Here is a 16587-nt window from a genome sequence, read left to right on the forward strand (position 1 = left end):
CTTAAAATGCCTTGCCCAGCATCATGATTTTTTCAAAAAAGCCTTTTATCCCTGTCGCATGTGCCGACGAATTATTTTCTTCTTTCTCAGGGAAATAGGAATGGACGATTTGTTTTATATTTCTCGCGGCTTCACAGTTAGGGAAACTGATCATAAAAGGTGTCTGCTGAAGGACAGATTCCCGGACTTTTCCATCCTCCATAATAAAACCAAGCGTATTTAGCTTTATCTTCAGAAAATGGCTGGACGCACTTTTAATTGCTCTTGATGTATCAACTGCCTCGCGATAAGATTGGGCACGGTTCACCACAAGCCGGAATACAGGAACATTTTTCCGATCGCGGACAGCAGTTTTCAGCACACCATAAGCATCAGCGATTGATGTCGGCTCGGGAGTTGTCACGAGGATGGTCTCATCTGATGCCAGAATAAAATGAACCAGTTCCTTTGATAGCCCTGCACCTGTATCAAGCAAAATAAAATCCGCGTAATGTTGCAGCTCTTGAATTTGGCTCCAAAAAAACTCCAGAAATACCTCATCAAACTTCAAAAGATCCTTCATTTCAAATCCGCCAGAAATATACTCGATTCCGTCCGTACCTTTTTCAAGGACATCCCAAATATATTTTCGCTGGTAAAGCACATCCACTAAGCTATACAGAGGTGTAAGCCCCATCAGAATATCAAGGTTGGCAGTTGACAAGTCTAGATCAAGAACAATGACTTTCTTACCAGCAGCCTTTAAGCCAAGAGCAAAATTAAGAGTGAAATTTGATTTACCGACACCACCCTTTCCGCTTGTAATCGTGATGACACGCGCGGAATGCTCTGCATGCTGTTCGGCATTAAAGCGATGCATATATTCTCTTAGACTCTGTGCCTGATCCATCTTCGACTTCATCTCCTACTAAATATCCCGTTATCAGCTTCGCATCAATTGCTGTAATATCCTCGGGAACACTTTGGCCGTTGGTCATGTATGCTAATTCGTAAGGAAAGTGGTATGCAATATTGAGAATCGAGCCGTAGGTCGTCGTTTCATCGAATTTAGTCAAAATTAATTTCTTTACAGGACTTTCAAGGAATTCATTCAGAACAACAGCCATGTCTTCATATTTCGTTGTCAAACTTAAAGCAAGAAAGTTTTCGTTATCCCCTGGATATTCCAGATACTTGCCGATTGCTTCTCTATGGATGAGTTCCCGGTAATTCCGGCCAGTCGTATCCATATAAATCAAGTCATATGGTGCAAGCCTTGCTAGGGCTGTTTCTAATTCATCTGCTGAACGGACGACTTCGATTGGCACATTCAGAATACCCGCATACGTCTTCAGCTGCTCAACTGCGCCAATTCGGTAAACATCCGTTGTTATCATCGCGACTCTTCGCTTTTGGCGCAATACCTGCTCGGTTGCCAGCTTGGCAATCGAGGTTGTTTTTCCAACACCAGTCGGGCCAATAATATTTACCATTCGGACATTCTTATTAATAGAAGTTGAATTTGGAATTCTCTTTTTTAGAATGCCTTCAATAATTCCCTTGATTTGCTCGTGAATAGAGGTATTATCCGTAGACACGTCAGGCTGGTTTTTAAGAAGTATGGTTGTAATATAATCGATTACCTCTTCTTCCACGCCTTGCTTTTTTAAGCGTTTGGCCCAATCAGCTAATTCTTCAGACAAAGGTGTCTCCTGATTTCGATCCCTCATCATGATCATCATCATTTTTCGCATGTCCTGGAGTTCTTCTAGGAGCTGCTCATTCCCTTGCGATACTGTTTTCTGCTCTACCGGTTCAGGTTTTGCTGCCTCAGTCTTTACCAGCTTGGGTTTTACCAGCTCCAGCTTTGCGAATTCAGGTGTTGCTGGTTCGGGTTTTGCCAATTCTGGTGTTACTGCCTCAGGCTTTGCGGATTCAGGCTTCACAGCCGATCCTCCGTACTTTGAAGTTCCTTCCCTTTTTACAGGAAAAGATGGTTCTTCCGTCTGTTCAGGCCGTTCCCCAGCAATCAGCCGATTTAATTCAGCTCTATCTGGCTTTTGGGTGATATCAAGGGTAAGTGCGGGTTCCTGTTTTTTCGGTTCCCCATCCAGGGTGTAAGCAGTAACCTCATACTTTTGCTTTGAAAATAATCCGAAGATGCCGCCAGCTTTAATGGTTCTTGTGTTCACGATGATGGCATTGTCACCAAGCTCCTGTCGAACCATCTTCAATGCAAGGGGCATGGACTCCGCAACTATTTTTTTCGTTTTCATATATTCACGACTCCTATACTTTGAATCTCAATATCTTGTTCAAGCTCGGTGTAGGCAAGAACCGGGACCGTTGGCAGCACTTTATCAACAAGCTGTTTCATATACATTCTAATTGATGGGGAAGTCAAGAAAATTGGCTGGCCTCCCACTGTAGTCACCCGTGAAATCTGTTCCCTTAGTTCCTCGGTAATTCTTCTTGTCAATTGAGGGTCCATAGAAAGATAGTACATTCCCGCTTCAGTTTGCTGAATGGAGTCGGATATTCCTTTTTCAAGTGTTGCTCCTGCAGTGAGGACATGGATGACACCTTCTTCTGCATATTGCTCGGTAATTTGACGTGTCAATGATTGTCGGACATATTCTGTTAGGACTCTTGGATCCTTCGTATAAACTGAATAATCGGCAAGCGTTTCAAATATCGTAACCAAATCGCGGATTGAAATTTGTTCTCGAAGCAAATTTTGCAATACCTTTTGGATTTCTCCGACAGGGAGCAAATTTGGAACAAGTTCCTCAACCAGATTTGGATGCGTTTCTTTGAGATTTTCGACGAGTTCCTTCGTTTCTTCCCTGCCTAGCAGCTGATACGCGAACCGCCTGAGCACTTCAGTTAAGTGTGTCGCAATAACTGAAGGAGGATCAACAATGATATAGCCCATTAATTCAGCACGCTGCTTTTCTTCTTTGCTGACCCATGTTGCCGGCATTCCAAAGGCAGGTTCAACGACATGTATTCCTTCAATTGGTTCGGCATCCGGGACTGAATTCATAGCCAGGAAGTGGTCAAGATATATCTCACCAGAGGCAATCTTTGAGCCTCTATACTTTAATACATAATGGTTAGGCGGGACCTGCAGGTTATCACGGATTCTTATGGTCGGAATCACAAGCCCTAATTCTATTGCAAATTGCCTGCGGATCATGACAATCCGATCAAGGATATCTCCACCCTGTTTTTGATCAGCCAACGGGATAAGGGCATATCCGATTTCAAGCTCCAATGTATCGAGTTGAAGAAGATTGATCACTTTCTCGGGATTGCGGATATCTTCCTCCTGCTCTTCCGCGGTCGCAGCCACAAGTTCGGCTTCTTTATTCCGGGCAGCGTTATTCATCGTATAAGCACCAAAAGCAAGCAGGGCTGCAATTGGGAATGTCAGGAAGATGCCAATCGGTGTAAAGATACCGAACAACAGAATTGTTCCCGCCACAAAATAGAGGAGCTTTGGATAATTGAATATTTGATTCATTATATCCGTGCCAAGGTTTCCCTCTGATGCGGCTCTTGTGACCGTAATACCTGTAGCTGTAGAGATTAGCAGGGCAGGAATCTGGCTGACGAGCCCGTCCCCGACAGAGAGCAATGTGAACGTACTTGCCGCTTCAGCAAACCCCATACCATGTATCGCCATGCCAATTGCGAATCCGCCGATGACGTTAATAAGCAATATGATAATACCGGCAATAGCATCACCTTTAACGAATTTACTGGCACCATCCATCGCTCCGTAGAAGTCTGCTTCCCGTTCAACCTTTCTCCGGCGGTCGCGTGCTTCCTGTTCCGTAAGCAGGCCGGCATTCATATCAGCATCAATACTCATTTGCTTACCAGGCATAGCATCCAGGGTAAACCGGGCGGCAACTTCCGCTACCCGTTCTGATCCTTTTGTAATAACGAGAAATTGGATAACAACGAGAATTAAGAACACGACAAAACCTATTACAGGACTGCCGCCAATAACGAACGATCCGAACGTTTCAATCACTTCCCCGCCATCAGCATGTGTCAAAATCGACCGGGTTGTCGATACATTCAACGCAAGCCGAAAAAGGGTCGTAATCAGGATTGCTGTTGGGAAAATTGAAAAGTCTAATGGTTCCTTCGTATTCATTGCTACAAGCAAAATCAATAGAGACAATGAAATATTAAAGATTAACAGAAAATCTAACAGTAAGGTTGGCATTGGAATAATCATCATTGCCACTATTAAGATAACAAGTATCAATACGGATAAGTCTGATTTTTTCATGTAGCAATCCCCTTAAAGCGGCCTTCCTGAAAATACACATACGCCAATATTTCACCCACAGCATTGAACAGTTCTTCCGGAATCGTTTCACCGATTTCCACCGAAGCAAACAGTGCACGTGCCAGTGGTTTGTTTTCGACCGTCATGATTTTGTTTTCTCTAGCAATTTCCTTAATTTTCAAAGCGACATGATCCTGTCCTTTTGCAATAACTTCCGGCGCTTCCATTGTTGTCACATCATAACGGATTGCAACCGCAAAGTGCGTTGGGTTTGTAATGACCACATCGGCTTTCGGGACCTCCTGCATCATCCGGTTCATCGACATTTGGCGCTGAATCGCCCTTCGCTGCCCTTTAACATGCGGATCCCCTTCCATCTTTTTGAACTCATCCTTTATATCCTGCTTTGACATCCTCAACTTCTTTTCATGCTCAAAGCGCTGGTAGAGGTAATCCGCACCAGCGATTACCCCGAGGATCACTGCTATCGCAAGGCCCGCCTGCAGGGTAATCGAGCCTATAAACCTCATTGAGTCCCATAGTGGTTTCTCGCCCATGACGAGCAGCTCTTCTTTTTTCGGCCAGATGACCATATAGACAACAAAGGAGGTTATAACCATTTTCAAGATGGACTTGATCAGTTCAACAACCGCCCGCATCGAAAAAATTTGCTTCGCACCCTGGATGGGATTGAGCTTGCCTAAATTGAATTTAATCGACTCGGTATTGAACATAAATCCGACCTGTGAATAATTTGAGATGATTCCGGCAAGCATCGCAACTCCCATGATCGGGCCGGCGATGGTGACCGCTTTAATCAAGAGCTGATTGAACATTAGCTGAATACTGGATGTAGAAACATCCCACAACATGTATTCCTGAAAGCTTTGGCGCAAGAGCTGGAATAATCCCGATATCACTGACTCACCAAAAATGAACAAAAAAGAAAAGGTAAATAACAGCGTCAATGCCGAGGATACTTCCTGGCTTTTTGCCACCTGGCCCTTATTCCTGGCTTCCCTGCGTTTATTCGGGGTGGCTTTTTCTGTTTTTTCACCGGCAAATAACTGCAAATCCAAGCGCAACAGCATAAGTCTAAGCCCCCATAATCTTCATGATTGAAGACATTGATTCGTACATCATTTCAAAAAGCTTTGCCAGCAAGTAAAAGAAGCTTGGCAGGATAAAAGTATAAATCGTAAAGTGCAGCAAAATTTTGACCGGAGGGAAGATGGCAATTAGGTTCATTTGTGGAACTGTTTTAGAAATTATTCCAAGCGCCACATCCACGACAAACAGGGTACCGATAATTGGGACTGCCATCATGAAGCCTGCCATAAACATCTGAGAGACTGAATCCAGAATTTGCGAAGCCATCCGGCCATCACTCCAGGCGGGGACAAGCTCCTTCAGACCCACCCAGTCAAAGCTGGCCAGCACTCCTTGTATTAGGAGGTGATGGCCGTTGGTGGCCAACAATACGAGAATGGCCAGTACGTTTTTAAACTGTCCTGTCACCTGGGTATTCGTTTGAAAAGTTGGATCAAACATATTGGCCATAAAAAAACCAATCTGGAAATCTATTAATGTTCCTGCAAACTGGACGGCGTAGAAAATGATATTTGCTATCATCCCCAGCACCGCACCAATTAGGAATTCTTTTAAAATCAACAGGATGAGCATACCATCAGCCACAGGCTCCAAAGGTTCATTCACAACACTAATGCATACTAAGGTCAGAACAAAACTGAGGCCGATTTTATGCTGAGCCGGAATTTGTCTTCCTGAGAAAATTGGAGCTGTGACAATAAATGAAGAAATTCTTACAAACACGAGCAAAAATGCCCACCACGGTGAAAGATCAAACATTGTCATCACCTAACCGATAAACTGTGAAAGATTTCCGAGCAAGTTTTGTGTGAATTCAACCACATATCGGAGCATCCATGATCCAAAAAACAGAATGGCTACAAAAACGGCAACAATTTTAGGCACAAATGCCAGCGTCTGGTCCTGGATCTGTGTAGTTGCCTGAAAAATACTGACTAATAGGCCTACCAGCAATGCGATTCCGCATGCAGGGGCAATAACGATTAGGATTGTATAAATTGCCTGCTGGGCAACTTGCAATACGACTTCTGGTGTCAATGGAAATACTCCTCCTTAAAAGCTCTTAAGCAAAGATTCTACGATTAAGTGCCACCCATCTACCAAAATGAAAAGTAGAATTTTAAAGGGTAGCGATATCATAACCGGAGGAAGCATCATCATACCCATTGACATCAAAATGCTTGCTACAATCATGTCAATCACAAGAAAAGGTACGAATATCATGAAACCCATCTGAAAAGCTGTTTTTAGCTCACTAATGGCAAACGCCGGGACAAGGGCTGTCAACGGAATATCCTCGATTGTTTTAGGCCTGTCCAAATTGGCATAATCAAGAAACAAAGCTAAATCCTTTTCACGCGTATGCTTTGCCATGAATTCCTTCGCTGGCGAGGCTGCTTTATCAAAGGCCTCTTCCTGGCTCATCTCTCCTGCCATGAATGGCTGCAGCGCATCCTCATTTATCTGTGAAAAAGTGGGTCCCATGATGAAAAACGTTAAAAACATTGCCAGGCCGATTAATACCTGATTCGGAGGCATATACTGTGTTCCAAGCGCAGTACGGACAAACCCCAGAACGATGACTAACCTCGTAAAACTCGTCATCATAATGAGAATGGCCGGTGCTATTGATAGGACGGTCAGAAGCAGGATAATCCGTACACTTGTCGATACATTTTCCGGACTATCCGATGTCTCAATGCCCGGAAGGAAACTTGCATTTGCCTCAGAGGTTAGGCTGAAAAAAAACAGAACTAAAAATGGAACGAGGATATAAAGCTTCTTTTTCATGAATCCCGCCCCTTTTGAAACTCTTGCTGAACCTTTTTAATATGTTTTTGAAAGGTCGCTGCCCAAGTTTGATTAGGTTCAAGGCCATGCCATTTTGCCGGCTGCCCATCAGCCTGGTTTTCAACACTTTCCAGTAACTGCTGATATTCTTCTTCTCCTTTGGAAATGGAGCGAACTAATGTGACGTTTTCTCCAACCCCTAAAATGTAGATCGTTTGGCCAATCAGCACGACCTGCAGAGACTTGTTTTGCCCCATCATATGGCCAGCAAGCGACAGTACAGGCCCGTTACTTTGCAGGCGCCTGCCTTTTGTTGCGAGAAACCGGCCAAGGCCAATTAACAAGGCTATGACAACGATAAATGAAAACAGGAATTTAATTACAAGTGAAGTAATCGAAGATGATTGACTTTCCGTTTTTTCTATTGAAACAGGAGTCGATTCACCTTCTTTGTCATTTTGGAGGTTATCGTAGACAAAGGGATCGCCAGCCGCTTTGGACTCTGCAGCAAAGGCGGGGGATTGTATTGGTATAAGTAAAAATAGAATAATAGATAATAGAAAGTATTTCATGATGTTCTCCTTCCATGGAGCTCTTGCTTCTTTTTATAAGCTTTTTATATAGGTTTGTTGATTCCGCTCCAGGCGCTTCGCTTTCCGCGGGCGGCCTGGGAGCCTCCTCGGCGCGAGCGCCTGTGGGGTCTCCCACTGTCCTTTTCTCCCGCAGGAGTCTACGCGCCTTCCGCTCCATCAACACTATTAATAATTGGTCAGCATCCTATAGTAATTAAGGAAAACTTCTCTGCTCAATTAGGATGCTGGAGGCTTGGGATGATACTAGAATTTATATTTTTCTTGAGTAGCGAATGACCGCCATTTCATCGAGCATTGCCTGCTCTTTTTGATCCATTTCCTTTATGAAGGAGGCGCGGGATTTAGCTTTCCATTTGTTCCAAATCTTGGCTTCCTGTGACCTCTCAAGCAATACTTGCTGTTTGGCCTCGAGCTCTTTATGAACTTCAACGGTCTTGTGTTCCAGCTGGCGCTTAATATGATGAACATGTTTGATCCCAGCCTGGATTTCGAGAATGTCGGCAACCTTTTTTTGATGGACTTGATTGTACTCATCAAAGATACCTTGCTCTCTCGATTGCAGGCCTTCAAGCTCCTGCTCTAATTCAAATTGCTTTTGTTTTACCACTCCAAATTCCTGTTCGGCCAGATCCTGCTGCTTCTCTTTATACTCAAGTACTTTTTGATAAGGAAACTTATAGTTCATCGGTACGATTCTCCAAATTGTGATAGTAGGAAGGTTTGTGCTTCCTCAAGGGTGGAGCTTTCATAGATGCCCTGCCGCAGGAATTGGTCCATGAGCGGTTTTTGCCTAAGGGCTAAATCAATATCGCGGTTGGAGCCTTTTTTATATGCACCAATATTAATTAAATCTTCAGCTTCGTTAAAAGAAGCCAACAATTTCTTAAACTGCACTGCCGCTTTTTGATGTTCCGCAGTGGTGATTTCGGTCATAACACGGCTTGCGCTATTTAACACATCGATTGCCGGAAAAATTCCTTTCGCGCCTATCCCACGGTTCAGGACAATATGGCCATCCAAAATGCCCCGGACAGCATCGGCAATCGGCTCATTCATATCATCCCCGTCTACCAGGACCGTATAGATGGCGGAAATCGTCCCCTTAGGACCGGTTCCCGATCTCTCAAGCAATTGAGGAAGCATCGCAAAAACGGAAGGTGTATATCCCTTTGTTGTCGGCGGTTCCCCAATAGCAAGCCCTACCTCTCTCTGTGCCATCGCAAAGCGGGTCACAGAGTCCATGACGAGCAGCACATCCTTGCCCTGGTCACGGAAATATTCCGCAATAGCTGTAGCTGTCAGCGCCCCTTTTATCCTGATAAGCGCCGGCTGATCCGATGTCGCAACAATGACAACAGATTTCGCAAGCCCTTCAGGACCAAGGTTTTGTTCGATAAAATCGAGAACCTCACGTCCACGTTCACCAATAAGTGCAATTACGTTGACTTCAGCAGTCGTATTTCTCGATATCATGCCTAAAAGCGTACTCTTCCCGACGCCGCTTCCAGCAAAGATCCCGACCCGCTGCCCTTTTCCCATCGTCAGCAAACCATCAATTGTTTTGACCCCTGTGCCAAGTGCCTCATGAATTCTCGGCCTTGTCAGCGGGTTTGGTGGTGTTGCATGTGCGGATACCTCTTCAAGACCGAGTGGGAGCGGCTTTCCGTCAATCGGATTCCCGAGCCCGTCAAGAATTCTTCCAAGCAACTGTGTGCCGGCCTTAACGACCATGTTTTTCCCGCTTGCAACCACATCACATCCGGGACCAATTGCTCTTACTTCACCAAGGGGCATGAGCAACACTTTATTTTCTTTAATCCCAACAACCTCAGCCTGAATTGGCTTTTGTGAATGGGACGGATAAATCGAGCAAATTTCGCCAATCCTTACATCCGGTCCCTCTGACTCGATTGTAAGCCCGATGATTTGAGTGATTTTCCCATTAACCCGGACTGGATCGATACTGCGTATCAGCTTCACATAGTTCTCTGTGGCTAAAATCATTCTTCTGCACCTCTTCTAGCCTCAAGAATGACTTTTTTGATTTCTTCAATCTGTGTATCAATCCTGGCGTCGACGCTTCCATAGGCGGTACGGATAACACATCCTTTTTCACCTACAGAATGGTCTGGAACAATTTTAATTTCGGTTTCCCCATTAACAACTGCTATTAAGTGGCCGCGCTGTGAATTGATAAACTCAAAATCCTCAGGATGGACGCAGACTGTAATATATTCCTTTTCCTTAAAACGAAGGATATGCTGCTTGATCAGCTCAATCATCCACTCGGGTGATGTTTCTAGCTCGTGCTTAACAATTTGCTCGGCTATTACGGTACTTAGTTCGAGAAGGAACGGTTCTGCCTCGGTTATAATTGACTCTTTTTGCTGGAAGGCATCATCGAGTACTGCTTGAGCCTGCTCCAGCTTAAGTGCATATTCCATCCTGGCTTCCTCTTCACCCTGGCGCTTTCCAGCCAGGAAACCTTCTTCATAGCCGAGCTGTCTGGCATCAATTGAGATAACTTCAAGCTCAGATTGTTTTTCTGCCCACCATTGTTTGATGCTTTCCTCTGCTTCCACCTGGATGGCCAAAGCATTTTGCCTGGCTTCTTCCAGGATTTCTTCAGCCCGCTCAGCCGCTTTCGCTAATTGAGTTGATTCAGCAACCGGCGAAGCTTCTTCGCTGTTTGATGACTGAGGCTGCTTGACCGGGCGAAATGGTTCTTTCAATACCTTAATTTCATCGCTTACGGACAGCCCGGAAGCTTTAAAAACCTTAGAGTAGGATACCATCATTTTCACCCCGGGCAATCACAATCTCGCCGGCATCTTCAAGGCGCCTAATGACAGATACAATCCGTCCTTGTGCCTCTTCAACATCCTTGACCCTAACAGGCCCCATATATTGCATTTCTTCCTCGAAGGTTTCCACCATCCGGGAGGACATATTTTCGTATATAACCTTCTTGACTTCCTCGCTCGCCGCCTTCAAGGAGAGCATCAAATCCTGATTATCAACTTCCTGAATAACACGCTGAATAGCCCGGCGGTCGAGTGTAATAATATCCTCGAACACAAACATCCGTTTTTTGATTTCCTCGGCCAAATCCTGGTCCCTGAGCTTGAGCTCTTCGAGAATTCCCTTTTCTGTGCTTCGGTCGACGCCGTTCAGAATAGTAACAATTGATTCGATTCCTCCGACTACGGTGAAGTCCTGGCGAATTGTTGCGGACAGGTTCTGTTCAAGAATTTTCTCGACTTCCTTTATGACTTCAGGTGATGTTTGTTCCAATAAAGCAATCCGTCTTGCAACATCGGACTGGAGGTCACCGGTCAACGATGACAAGATAACCGAAGCCTGCTGCGGCTCCAAATGCGCAAGAACAAGCGCAATAGTTTGCGGGTGCTCACTTTGCAGGAAGTTATAGATTTGCATTGGGTCAATCCGGCGCGCAAAATCAAAAGGTTTAACTTGGAGCTCTGAGGTAAGCTTCTGTATGATTTTAGTTGCCTTGTCCCTTCCTAGTGCTTCTTCGAGAACCTCTTTTGCATATCCGATTCCGCCCATTGCCAGGTAATCCTGGGCAATGCACATTTCGTGGAACTCGTTGAACACTTCTTCCTTCTCTTTGGAATCCACCTTTTGAATGCCCGCAATGGCTAGTGTCAGCTTCTCAATCTCTTGATCATCCAGATGCTTGAACACCTTTGAAGAAGCATCTTTCCCCATTGTAATCAGCAAAATTGCTGCTTTTTGCTTGCCATTCAATCTTAATGCTGTCGCCACAATGATCAGACCTCCTCTTCATGCAGCCATGTTCGGACGATTTTTGCAAAATCCTCCGGCCTTTGTTCAAGCAGCCGCTTCAATTGGCTTTCGACCGTTAAATCATGTTCGGCAAAGTATTCCTGTTCGTTCAATGGAATAGGCTGCTGCTGCTCAAATGCCGCTTGGATTTCTTCGTCTTCTTTTTTGCTTCTTCTCACAAACATCCATATCAGTAAGCCAGCTAGGAGAAGCGTTGCTGCAGCAACCGCGATCCCGCCAATCAGGAACCAATTTTGTTCTGCTTCAGCCGCAACCGGCGTTTCTTCCGAAAATTGATGCGGAACGACTGTTACCCGCTGTGCGATTTGTTCTGCTGTCAACTCCGGATGTCCCAGTGCAGTTCGTACAATATTCGCTGCTATATTATGAATATTTTCCTGGACACCTTCGGGGACGAGACCGGGTTTTCCCGGGACTGACGGAACGCCAACGTTTATCGTGATATCTTCAATTTCATAAGGGCTTTTTACAATTTCATTTGTAATCCGATTAACTTCATAATTGACGCGCTCCTGCGCTTCTTCATAATCCCCAGTTCCATTAGCTGTATTGCCTGTATAACCAGGTACATCTGTTTCACCCGTACCGACAACTCCACCCGCGTTCTCGGCATCGGTGCCCGTGTAGGACTTTGAGCTTTCTTCAGAACTGATAACCAGTCCCTGCTCAGAGCCATCCGCAGGTTTTACAAGATTTTCCTGGGTCTTCACTTTGTCAAAGTTCATTTTCACAAAAGTATGGACGGATACCTTATCGCTGCCTAGCACACCACCTAATAGCTTTTGTAGGTTTTGCTGGATATCCCGCTCAATATCCTGCTGAACTTTTCTTTGTTCGTCATAATTCTCCAAAGCCATTCCTTCTGTGCCCGTTTCATCGAGCAGCAAGGTTTCGCTATATTGATTCATGACCGTGATGTTTTCCATCGGCAGGTTTTTAACACTTCTGGCAATAAGCGTATACAGAGCTTTAACCTGTTCTGCATTCAGCTTTGCACCCGGTTCAATTTCTACCATGACAGAAGCACTTGCAGCCTGCTCATCACCTGGCCTGATAAAGACAGACTCCTCAGGCAAATTCAAAATGACCTCTGCGTTTTTGATTCCATCAATATGGGTAATTACCTTAGCCAGCTGGTTTTGCATCGCTTCCCGCTCAAGAATGTCAAACTGGCGGTCTGTGGCCCCAAACGATAAATTCTGACTGAAAATATCATAGTTAATATTGGTGTCCTTCGGATAACCCGCCGAAGCAAGGGTGACTAATAAATCGGCTGCATCTTTTTGCGGCACAAGCAGCATTGTTCCGTTATCGGAAAGTTTATAGTCGGTGTATCCCTGGCTGTCCAGCTCTGCTTTAATATCTCCTACTTCACGGGTGCTTAGCTGGCCCGTATAAAGCGGGACATACTGTGGCCGTGACGCAAAAACAACAAATGCGGATAAGGCAAACATCAGAAATAAAAAAGTTCCAATGATGAGCCATTTTTGTTTTGAACTCCGCGCTCCCCAATACTGGCTAAAAAGTTCTGTTGACTTTTTTATTTGATCTTTCCATGATCCTCTCATTTCTCACCCTGCCCAGCATCTTTCTAAATTACATTTGCATTCTCATGATTTCTTGATACGTTTCAACCGCTTTGTCCCTTACAGCTACTGTGAGCTCAAGGGCAAGCTTTGCCTTTTGAGAGGCTATCGTCACATCGTGTACATTCTCTGCCGTCCCGGCTGCTGCCTGAACAGACATTTCCGAAGCCTGCTTAACCGTGGTGTCGACATTTTCCATATAAGTTTTAAGTACATTCGAAAACGACACTGTTGGCTTCGCTGCTTCTGCCTTTTGAAAAGGATTTTGATTTATTTTGATGAAATCACCATTTAATCGTGAAATATCCATCCCTTATTCTCCTAACGTCCCAATTCAAGCGCTTTTAGCATTAGGGACTTTCCTGTATTGAACGCTGTTACATTTGCTTCATACGACCTTGAGGAGGCCATCAAATCAATCATTTCCCTGGACAAGTCTACGTTCGGAAGTCTTACGTAGCCTTCCGGATTTGCATCTGGATGACTTGGATCAAAAACTAGTTTAAATGGTGTCTGGTCTTCCGCAATTCTTGTAACTCTGACACCCTGCCCAGCCTGCTTGCTCATTTCAGTTTGAAAAATGCCAGCAAACTGGCTTTGCCTTGATTCCATTTCGACCATCTTCCGGCGATAGGGTTCCCATTCGCCATTGACAAACCTTCCGCGTGTTGAATTTGCATTTGCAATATTCGAAGAGACCACATCCATGCGCAGGCGCTGAGCTGTAAGCGCCGATGCATTGATATTTAATGAATCAAACAACCTTAGACCCTCCCTTTAATGGCAATCGACAGTTTTTGAAATTCACTTGAAAGCTGACTTGTGAGCGTGTTATACCACAAAGCATTTTTACTTAAGGAACTCATCTGTTCATCAAGATCAACGTTATTTTCATTGTTTTGCATGGTCGTTCCTCTGTTTTCCACCGCAAAAGGCTGCGGTATGCCAGAACTATTGCCAATGATGACATGCCTGGAATCCGACCTGTTCCCAACAAAATTTGTTTGATTGTTCAATTTTTGTTTCAAAATATCTTCAAATACGACACTTTTGGATTTAAAGCCCGGAGTCTCTGCATTGGCGATATTGTTGGAAATTACATTCTGGCGCATGCTTGAAGCATTTAATGCAGAATGAAGGAGATTGATATTAGTCAAAAACGACACTCCTATCCCTGGAATAGTTTGATATCTATCAAAATAAAAACTAGTAAACAATTGCAGGCGAAAAGAGGCACCTCAAGCGCCTCAAGCAACTTATCCTCGGACTTTTTCAAAATGATTTGTAACACCCGTTACCCAGTGGTTGTTCAAACCTGTTGGATCATTGGCCGCGCCAATTGGAGCGTATTTGCCAGCAATTTTTGCAATGCTGGTAAAACCTGAATCAAGATAGTTCTTACTTAGGTTTCGTGCCATATCCATGATGCTTTCGTCAACTGTGTTATACGACCTTAAGCCATTTTTCCCCATCATACCGGCTATATTATTTTTTTCCGCCGCTGCCCTTGATTTGCCATTCCCTGTTTCATGTTGGGAAATTGCAACGAGCAAGGCTGGATCGATGTTGTACCGTTTTCCCGCCTCAATAAACACCTCACCCCTGCCAGCAAGCTTGCCGCCAAGAAGTTGATTGACTTTTTCACTATTAATCTCTTTAAATCTTAGTGAACCGGGCTGTTCAGAAGGTCCCATTTCAGGTAAGGAATTATTTTTTTCGGAAAAAGTAATATTTTTTTCAGAAAGAAGGTTTATCTGATTTAAACCCTGGGTATACGTATAAACGGGTTGGTTCGGCTGCGAATTTATTTGCGGGGCCGTTTGTGCCTGCTGCATCATCATGTATTGTTGCAGTACCTCAGAAAATAGAGCAGCCGCATTGGTTTCGGTCTTTTGGCTGCCAGCGCTTAGTGCCCGTGAAAGCGTGTCAATGAGCATTGACCTGATAAACCAATCATCACCTATTAACAAAAGCTTCATCCTCTCTGGCATGAACTTTATTAAATGGATTCTCTTAGTAATCCAGATATATCGCCAATTATTTCGTCTGGAAGCATTGAAATATTCTTCAGCCTTCCATCTACTATCTTTGCTTCAACCAGGATGATACGAAGCGGATCATGGGCCCGTTTCAATACAAGAATCTGCTTTTCCCCGTAAACCAGATTCCGTATCATATCAAAGGAGTCGTTGATAGGATGTCCGACAGTTAATTTAATTGGTTTTGTAAAGAATGGCTTCTTCTTTTTATAATCAAAAAAATTATAGAGTTTGCTTGCCGGTTTTTTGTTTTGCAGTGTTTGCTCGATCATTCCATTCTTCCCTCCGCCAACCTGGTGAATAATATCGAATATACTCACTGTCTGTTGAATCATGGCAACCGACAATGAATATAAAGGATGTCCTCCGACAAAAAAGTGCAAATTTCTTTATACTGTTATTCTAATGGATAACAAATTTTAACTGTACCGAAAAAAACATGCGTGAGTACGCAAAAAAAATTGCGACGGACATAAAAAAATGCGCGGTCACGCAAGGATTTTTGCGGACCAACGCATATTTTGCTAGGACTATTTGAATGTGTCGACAAACGCACCGTTCGTCAAACTTTGATAATTTCCGTATTTTTTTGAGGCACGGTTGCGGTCCTTCAATTGCCCCCGCAACTGGATATTCTCTGACATTTTTACTTTTAAGACTCTTTCCAACTCCTGATCGAGCCCCAGTACTTCCTTCAATTTCTCTTTATCATTTTGTGATAGTTTAGTCCCAGGATTAGTTGCTTTCCATTCATCTACCTTGTCCATAAGAATGTGACGAATTTTCAACAATTCATTTAGCTCGTCAAACTCTTCATGTTCGATTGCCTTTTTCATTTCCACTGAGATTTTAGTTAGTTCCTCAATCCAAGTTTCCATTCTATTTTCTCTTCACAGCTTCTGACCAAGTTTCGGCCAATTCAACAGCAAAGGCTTCAACCTCGACCAGCAGCTCCTGATCCTTTTTCATATTCGCCTCAATTAAACGCGTTTTCATAAAATCATACATCGCCTTAAGCGATTTTGAAACTTCGTATTCAGGCTTTAAGGTGACCATTAATTCGGTTAAAATATCCTGAGCCCTAAGGTTATGGGTATGGGCATCTTGTATTTTATTTTGATCAAGGGCAAGCTTGGAAAGACGAATAAATTTAACGAGACCCTGATATAACATCAAGGTGAGGTCTTCGGGTTTCGAAGTGGAAACAGCTTGTTTTTGGTAGGTTTGGTATGGATTTTTTAGAGTCATAGGATACTCCCTTCAATTCCTAAAAGATCGGTTATTTCTATTATCGGTAAAAATGTGGGAAAGTTAAGGATTAATTTAAATAAATTAGTACAAGCTGCGTTAGA

At 44.0% G+C, this 16587-nt stretch carries 20 protein-coding genes; all 20 read right to left on the bottom strand.

Features of this window, described 5'->3' with window-relative positions; genetic code table 11:
- Position 1: 1 nt before the first annotated feature.
- Positions 2-889, bottom strand: a complete 888-nt coding sequence (locus TY16_RS03960; protein ID WP_043930463.1) for a MinD/ParA family protein — start codon at positions 887-889, stop codon at positions 2-4.
- Positions 846-2255 (bottom strand): flagellar biosynthesis protein FlhF, encoded by a 1410-nt coding sequence (gene flhF / locus TY16_RS03965; protein WP_043930464.1) that lies wholly within the window; start codon positions 2253-2255, stop codon positions 846-848. The genes TY16_RS03960 and flhF overlap by 44 nt, the downstream gene beginning before the upstream one ends.
- Positions 2252-4285 (bottom strand): flagellar biosynthesis protein FlhA, encoded by a 2034-nt coding sequence (gene flhA / locus TY16_RS03970; RefSeq protein ID WP_043930465.1) that lies wholly within the window; start codon positions 4283-4285, stop codon positions 2252-2254. Before flhA ends, flhF begins: the two co-directional genes overlap by 4 nt.
- Positions 4282-5376, bottom strand: a complete 1095-nt coding sequence (gene flhB, locus TY16_RS03975) for a flagellar biosynthesis protein FlhB (protein ID WP_043930467.1) — start codon at positions 5374-5376, stop codon at positions 4282-4284. The genes flhA and flhB overlap by 4 nt, the downstream gene beginning before the upstream one ends.
- Before the next feature lie 4 nt (positions 5377-5380).
- Positions 5381-6154 (bottom strand): flagellar biosynthetic protein FliR, encoded by a 774-nt coding sequence (gene fliR / locus TY16_RS03980; protein WP_043930468.1) that lies wholly within the window; start codon positions 6152-6154, stop codon positions 5381-5383.
- A gap of 9 nt (positions 6155-6163) precedes the next feature.
- A complete protein-coding gene (gene fliQ / locus TY16_RS03985; RefSeq protein WP_043930469.1) occupies positions 6164-6433 on the bottom strand; it encodes a flagellar biosynthesis protein FliQ in 270 nt (89 codons plus the stop codon).
- 15 nt (positions 6434-6448) lie between these two features.
- The gene (fliP, locus tag TY16_RS03990) at positions 6449-7186 is read right to left on the bottom strand and encodes a flagellar type III secretion system pore protein FliP (RefSeq protein WP_081772873.1); all 738 of its coding nucleotides are present in this window, start codon (positions 7184-7186) and stop codon (positions 6449-6451) included.
- A complete protein-coding gene (locus TY16_RS03995; RefSeq protein WP_043930470.1) occupies positions 7183-7758 on the bottom strand; it encodes a flagellar biosynthetic protein FliO in 576 nt (191 codons plus the stop codon). Before TY16_RS03995 ends, fliP begins: the two co-directional genes overlap by 4 nt.
- Positions 7759-8029: 271 nt before the next feature.
- A complete protein-coding gene (fliJ, locus tag TY16_RS04000) occupies positions 8030-8464 on the bottom strand; it encodes a flagellar export protein FliJ (protein ID WP_043930471.1) in 435 nt (144 codons plus the stop codon).
- Positions 8461-9783: a flagellar protein export ATPase FliI gene (gene fliI / locus TY16_RS04005; protein ID WP_043930473.1), complete on the bottom strand. Its 1323-nt coding sequence runs from the start codon at positions 9781-9783 to the stop codon at positions 8461-8463. Before fliI ends, fliJ begins: the two co-directional genes overlap by 4 nt.
- Positions 9780-10574 (bottom strand): FliH/SctL family protein, encoded by a 795-nt coding sequence (locus TY16_RS04010; RefSeq protein ID WP_043930474.1) that lies wholly within the window; start codon positions 10572-10574, stop codon positions 9780-9782. The genes fliI and TY16_RS04010 overlap by 4 nt, the downstream gene beginning before the upstream one ends.
- Positions 10558-11568: a flagellar motor switch protein FliG gene (fliG, locus tag TY16_RS04015; protein WP_043930475.1), complete on the bottom strand. Its 1011-nt coding sequence runs from the start codon at positions 11566-11568 to the stop codon at positions 10558-10560. The genes TY16_RS04010 and fliG overlap by 17 nt, the downstream gene beginning before the upstream one ends.
- A 5-nt stretch (positions 11569-11573) precedes the next feature.
- Positions 11574-13178 carry a flagellar basal-body MS-ring/collar protein FliF gene (gene fliF, locus TY16_RS04020; protein WP_052342586.1) on the bottom strand — a complete coding sequence of 535 codons (1605 nt, stop codon included), beginning with the start codon at positions 13176-13178 and terminating at the stop codon, positions 11574-11576.
- A 28-nt stretch (positions 13179-13206) separates the two neighbouring features.
- Positions 13207-13506 (bottom strand): flagellar hook-basal body complex protein FliE, encoded by a 300-nt coding sequence (fliE, locus tag TY16_RS04025; RefSeq protein WP_043930476.1) that lies wholly within the window; start codon positions 13504-13506, stop codon positions 13207-13209.
- A gap of 11 nt (positions 13507-13517) precedes the next feature.
- A complete protein-coding gene (gene flgC / locus TY16_RS04030; RefSeq protein ID WP_081772875.1) occupies positions 13518-13958 on the bottom strand; it encodes a flagellar basal body rod protein FlgC in 441 nt (146 codons plus the stop codon).
- Between the two features lie 2 nt (positions 13959-13960).
- The gene (flgB, locus tag TY16_RS04035) at positions 13961-14362 is read right to left on the bottom strand and encodes a flagellar basal body rod protein FlgB (protein WP_442853204.1); all 402 of its coding nucleotides are present in this window, start codon (positions 14360-14362) and stop codon (positions 13961-13963) included.
- A 90-nt stretch (positions 14363-14452) separates the two neighbouring features.
- On the bottom strand, positions 14453-15166 hold the full coding sequence (locus TY16_RS25075; RefSeq protein WP_052342588.1) for a glucosaminidase domain-containing protein: 714 nt from the start codon (positions 15164-15166) through the stop codon (positions 14453-14455).
- Positions 15167-15195: 29 nt separating this feature from the next.
- Positions 15196-15507, bottom strand: a complete 312-nt coding sequence (locus tag TY16_RS04045) for a hypothetical protein (RefSeq protein WP_155922135.1) — start codon at positions 15505-15507, stop codon at positions 15196-15198.
- Between the two features lie 258 nt (positions 15508-15765).
- The gene (locus TY16_RS04050) at positions 15766-16113 is read right to left on the bottom strand and encodes a flagellar protein FliT (protein WP_043930478.1); all 348 of its coding nucleotides are present in this window, start codon (positions 16111-16113) and stop codon (positions 15766-15768) included.
- Position 16114: 1 nt separating this feature from the next.
- Positions 16115-16483 (bottom strand): flagellar export chaperone FliS, encoded by a 369-nt coding sequence (fliS, locus tag TY16_RS04055; RefSeq protein WP_043930479.1) that lies wholly within the window; start codon positions 16481-16483, stop codon positions 16115-16117.
- Between the last annotated feature and the right edge of the window lie 104 nt (positions 16484-16587).

This window comes from Bacillus sp. EB01 (genome assembly GCF_000613125.1).
Classification (GTDB): domain Bacteria; phylum Bacillota; class Bacilli; order Bacillales; family Cytobacillaceae; genus Bacillus_D.

Bases quoted from the DNA above. Each gene is read 5' to 3' on its own strand.
- TY16_RS03960 (WP_043930463.1), bottom strand. From the start codon at position 889: ATGGATCAGGCACAGAGTCTAAGAGAATATATGCATCGCTTTAATGCC.
- flhF (WP_043930464.1), bottom strand. From the start codon at position 2,255: ATGAAAACGAAAAAAATAGTTGCGGAGTCCATGCCCCTTGCATTGAAG.
- flhA (WP_043930465.1), bottom strand. From the start codon at position 4,285: ATGAAAAAATCAGACTTATCCGTATTGATACTTGTTATCTTAATAGTG.
- flhB (WP_043930467.1), bottom strand. From the start codon at position 5,376: ATGCTGTTGCGCTTGGATTTGCAGTTATTTGCCGGTGAAAAAACAGAA.
- fliR (WP_043930468.1), bottom strand. From the start codon at position 6,154: ATGTTTGATCTTTCACCGTGGTGGGCATTTTTGCTCGTGTTTGTAAGA.
- fliP (WP_081772873.1), bottom strand. From the start codon at position 7,186: ATGAAAAAGAAGCTTTATATCCTCGTTCCATTTTTAGTTCTGTTTTTT.
- TY16_RS03995 (WP_043930470.1), bottom strand. From the start codon at position 7,758: ATGAAATACTTTCTATTATCTATTATTCTATTTTTACTTATACCAATA.
- fliJ (WP_043930471.1), bottom strand. From the start codon at position 8,464: ATGAACTATAAGTTTCCTTATCAAAAAGTACTTGAGTATAAAGAGAAG.
- fliI (WP_043930473.1), bottom strand. From the start codon at position 9,783: ATGATTTTAGCCACAGAGAACTATGTGAAGCTGATACGCAGTATCGAT.
- TY16_RS04010 (WP_043930474.1), bottom strand. From the start codon at position 10,574: ATGGTATCCTACTCTAAGGTTTTTAAAGCTTCCGGGCTGTCCGTAAGC.
- fliF (WP_052342586.1), bottom strand. From the start codon at position 13,178: ATGAGAGGATCATGGAAAGATCAAATAAAAAAGTCAACAGAACTTTTT.
- fliE (WP_043930476.1), bottom strand. From the start codon at position 13,506: ATGGATATTTCACGATTAAATGGTGATTTCATCAAAATAAATCAAAAT.
- TY16_RS04045 (WP_155922135.1), bottom strand. From the start codon at position 15,507: ATGATCGAGCAAACACTGCAAAACAAAAAACCGGCAAGCAAACTCTAT.
- TY16_RS04050 (WP_043930478.1), bottom strand. From the start codon at position 16,113: ATGGAAACTTGGATTGAGGAACTAACTAAAATCTCAGTGGAAATGAAA.
- fliS (WP_043930479.1), bottom strand. From the start codon at position 16,483: ATGACTCTAAAAAATCCATACCAAACCTACCAAAAACAAGCTGTTTCC.